Raw genomic sequence first — 3164 nt, forward strand, 5'->3', positions numbered from 1 at the left:
ACTATTAGAATGTATTGCACATTCAAAACTAGATAGTAAGCAGATTTTACGGCGTTAAACCGAGTTAAAAATTTTGATTAAGTCTTCGATCGATTAGTATTCGTCAGCTACACACATTACTGCGCTTACACCCCGAACCTATTAACCTCATCATCTTTGAGGGATCTTATAACCGAAGTTGGGAAATCTCATCTTGAGGGGGGCTTCATGCTTAGATGCTTTCAGCACTTATCCCGTCCATACATAGCTACCCAGCTATGCCGCTGGCGCGACAACTGGTACACCAGAGGTATGTCCATCCCGGTCCTCTCGTACTAAGGACAGCTCCTCTCAAATTTCCTACGCCCACGACGGATAGGGACCGAACTGTCTCACGACGTTCTGAACCCAGCTCGCGTACCGCTTTAATGGGCGAACAGCCCAACCCTTGGGACCGACTACAGCCCCAGGATGCGATGAGCCGACATCGAGGTGCCAAACCTCCCCGTCGATGTGAACTCTTGGGGGAGATAAGCCTGTTATCCCCGGGGTAGCTTTTATCCGTTGAGCGATGGCCCTTCCATGCGGAACCACCGGATCACTAAGTCCGTCTTTCGACCCTGCTCGACTTGTAAGTCTCGCAGTCAAGCTCCCTTGTGCCTTTACACTCTGCGAATGATTTCCAACCATTCTGAGGGAACCTTTGAGCGCCTCCGTTACTCTTTAGGAGGCGACCGCCCCAGTCAAACTGCCCGCCTGACACTGTCTCCCACCATGATCAAATGGTGCGGGTTAGAAAGTCAACACAGCCAGGGTAGTATCCCACCAGCGCCTCCACGTAAGCTAGCGCTCACGCTTCAAAGGCTCCTACCTATCCTGTACAAGCTGTGCCAAATTTCAATATCAGGCTACAGTAAAGCTCCACGGGGTCTTTCCGTCCTGTCGCGGGTAACCTGCATCTTCACAGGTACTATGATTTCACCGAGTCTCTCGTTGAGACAGTGCCCAAATCGTTACGCCTTTCGTGCGGGTCGGAACTTACCCGACAAGGAATTTCGCTACCTTAGGACCGTTATAGTTACGGCCGCCGTTTACTGGGGCTTCGATTCGTAGCTTCGCAGAAGCTAACCACTCCTCTTAACCTTCCAGCACCGGGCAGGCGTCAGCCCCTATACATCACCTTACGGTTTAGCAGAGACCTGTGTTTTTGATAAACAGTCGCTTGGGCCTATTCACTGCGGCTCTTCAAGGCTTGCACCCTAAAAAGCACCCCTTCTCCCGAAGTTACGGGGTCATTTTGCCGAGTTCCTTAACGAGAGTTCGCTCGCTCACCTTAGAATTCTCATCTTGACTACCTGTGTCGGTTTGCGGTACGGGCACCTATTTTCTAACTAGAGGCTTTTCTTGGCAGTGTGAAATCAACGACTCGCCGGATACATGATCCAGCTCCCCATCACAACTCAACCTTATAAGTGCCGGATTTGCCTAACACTCAGTCTTGTTGCTTGGACGTGCACTCCAACAGCACGCTTCGCCTATCCTACTGCGTCCCCCCATCGTTCAAACAATCATAGGTGGTACAGGAATATCTACCTGTTATCCATCGCCTACGCCTATCGGCCTCGGCTTAGGTCCCGACTAACCCAGAGCGGACGAGCCTTCCTCTGGAAACCTTAGTCAATCGGTGGATGGGATTCTCACCCATCTTTCGCTACTCACACCGGCATTCTCACTTCTAAACATTCCACATGTCCTTACGATCATGCTTCAACACGTTTAGAACGCTCTCCTACCACTATCCTTACGGATAATCCACAGCTTCGGTAATATGTTTAGCCCCGGTACATTTTCGGCGCAGTGTCACTCGACTAGTGAGCTATTACGCACTCTTTAAATGATGGCTGCTTCTAAGCCAACATCCTAGTTGTCTGGGCAACGCCACATCCTTTTCCACTTAACATATATTTTGGGACCTTAGCTGGTGGTCTGGGCTGTTTCCCTTTCGACTACGGACCTTATCACCCATAGTCTGACTCCCAAGTTAAATTATTTGGCATTCGGAGTTTGTCTGAATTCGGTAACCCTAGAGGGGCCCCTCGTCCAAACAGTGCTCTACCTCCAATAATCATCACTTGAGGCTAGCCCTAAAGCTATTTCGGAGAGAACCAGCTATCTCCAAGTTCGATTGGAATTTCTCCGCTACCCACACCTCATCCGCTCACTTTTCAACGTAAGTCGGTTCGGTCCTCCATTCAGTGTTACCTGAACTTCAACCTGGACATGGGTAGATCACTTGGTTTCGGGTCTACGACCAGATACTCATTCGCCCTATTCAGACTCGCTTTCGCTACGGCTCCACATTTACTGCTTAACCTTGCATCAAATCGTAACTCGCCGGTTCATTCTACAAAAGGCACGCCATCACCCATTAACGGGCTCTGACTATTTGTAAGCACACGGTTTCAGGTTCTATTTCACTCCCCTTCCGGGGTGCTTTTCACCTTTCCCTCACGGTACTGGTTCACTATCGGTCACTAGAGAGTATTTAGCCTTGGGAGATGGTCCTCCCGGATTCCGACGGAATTACACGTGTTCCGCCGTACTCAGGATCCACTCAGGAGAGAAATAACTTTCGACTACAGGACCATTACCTTCTATGGTTGGTTTTTCCAAAACCATTCGTCTAATTATTTCCTTTGTAACTCCGTATTGAGTGTCCTACAACCCCAACAGGCAAGCCTGTTGGTTTGGGCTATTCCCGTTTCGCTCGCCGCTACTCAGGGAATCGAGTTTTCTTTCTCTTCCTCCGGGTACTAAGATGTTTCAGTTCTCCGGGTGTGCCTTCTCACATACTATGTATTCATATGTGGATAACATGACATAACTCATGCTGGGTTTCCCCATTCGGAAATCTCTGGATCAAAGCGTACTTACAGCTCCCCAAAGCATATCGTCGTTAGTAACGTCCTTCTTCGGCTTCTAGTGCCAAGGCATCCACCGTGCGCCCTTAATAACTTAATCTAATATTTTCTTATACATAATGTTTAAGAAAATAACTGTTATTAATCTGTGATGTCGTCTAAAAAGACGACGCGCGATTATTAAGCTTGAATTTCGTTAGAAATTCACTCGGTTTATTGCTTGGTAAAATCTATTTGCTTACTTATCTAGTTTTCAATGTGCAA

The 3164-nt window shown here is 48.4% G+C and carries 1 rRNA gene; it reads right to left on the reverse strand.

What is annotated here, in order from left to right:
• Nucleotides 1–73: 73 nt before the first annotated feature.
• Nucleotides 74–3000 (reverse strand): 23S ribosomal RNA (locus LQ609_RS12510).
• Between the last annotated feature and the right edge of the window lie 164 nt (nt 3001–3164).

The sequence above is a fragment of the Mammaliicoccus sp. G-M28 genome, from assembly GCF_022386595.1.
In the GTDB taxonomy this organism is placed as follows: domain Bacteria; phylum Bacillota; class Bacilli; order Staphylococcales; family Staphylococcaceae; genus Mammaliicoccus; species Mammaliicoccus fleurettii.